This window comes from Pseudophaeobacter sp. C1-32P7 (genome assembly GCF_041008775.1).
Classification (GTDB): Bacteria; Pseudomonadota; Alphaproteobacteria; order Rhodobacterales; family Rhodobacteraceae; genus Phycobacter; species Phycobacter gallaeciensis_A.
In genome coordinates this window covers 1-1,222 of the sequence record NZ_JAXGFR010000077.1, presented here as the reverse complement: position 1 = coordinate 1,222, position 1,222 = coordinate 1, and the positions used below count along the sequence as shown (strand labels likewise).

Below are 1,222 nucleotides of genomic sequence, written 5' to 3'. Positions count from 1 at the left end.
GGTTTCATTGCTTGTAAAGCGTTGCGGTGTTAAGTGCGTGGCCAAGTTGAGGCTGAGCCAGAATGGAGTTGCCAATGGGCACGGATTACATCGTCAAAGACATCGCATTGGCCGGGTTTGGCCGCAAGGAACTGGATATCGCGGAAACCGAAATGCCGGGGCTGATGTCCCTGCGCGCGGAATACGGGGACAGCAAGCCGCTGAAAGGTGCCCGTATCGTCGGCTCCCTGCATATGACCATCCAGACCGCGGTTCTGATCGAAACCCTGGTGGCGCTTGGCGCCGATGTCCGCTGGGCATCCTGCAACATCTTCTCGACCCAGGATCACGCGGCGGCGGCGATTGCCGAGGCAGGCATTCCGGTCTTCGCCATCAAGGGCCAGACCCTGGAAGAGCATTGGGATTACCTCGACCGCTCCTTCCAGTTCGCCGAAGGCGCCAATATGATCCTCGACGATGGCGGCGATGCGACGCTCTACGTGCTGCTGGGCGCGCGCGCCGAAGCAGGTGAGGACATCATCCCGGTGCCCGGCTCCGAGGAAGAAGCCGCGATCAAGGCGCAGATCCAGAAGCGCATGAAGGAAAGCCCCGGCTGGTTCACCAAGACCCGCGACGCGATCAAGGGTGTTTCCGAAGAGACCACCACCGGCGTGCACCGTCTTTACGAGCTGGTGAAACAGGGTCAGCTGCCCTTCCCGGCGATCAACGTCAATGACTCGGTCACCAAGTCGAAGTTCGACAACAAATACGGCTGCAAGGAAAGCCTGGTCGACGGCATCCGCCGCGCCACCGACACCATGATGGCCGGCAAGGTCGCGGTGGTCTGCGGCTACGGCGACGTGGGCAAAGGCTCGGCTGCCTCTCTGCGCGGCGCGGGTGCCCGCGTGAAGGTCACCGAAGCGGACCCGATCTGCGCTCTGCAGGCGGCGATGGACGGCTTTGAGGTGGTGCTGCTGGAAGACGTGGTCTCCAGCGCCGATATCTTCATCACCACCACCGGCAACAAGGACGTGATCCGCATCGAGCATATGCGCGCGATGAAGGACATGGCCATCGTCGGCAACATCGGCCACTTCGACAATGAGATCCAGGTGGCGAACCTCAAGAACCACAAGTGGACCAACATCAAGGAACAGGTGGACATGATCGAGATGCCCTCGGGCAACCGCATCATCCTTCTGTCCGAAGGGCGCCTGTTGAACCTTGGCAATGCCACCGGCCA

General features: G+C 61.2%; 1 protein-coding gene. It reads left to right on the top strand.

Features of this window, described 5'->3' with window-relative positions:
* Nucleotides 1–74 precede the first annotated feature (74 nt).
* A partial coding sequence (locus SM763_RS24155) for an adenosylhomocysteinase (RefSeq protein WP_369000130.1) occupies nt 75–1,222 on the top strand: 1,148 nt, incomplete at its 3' end.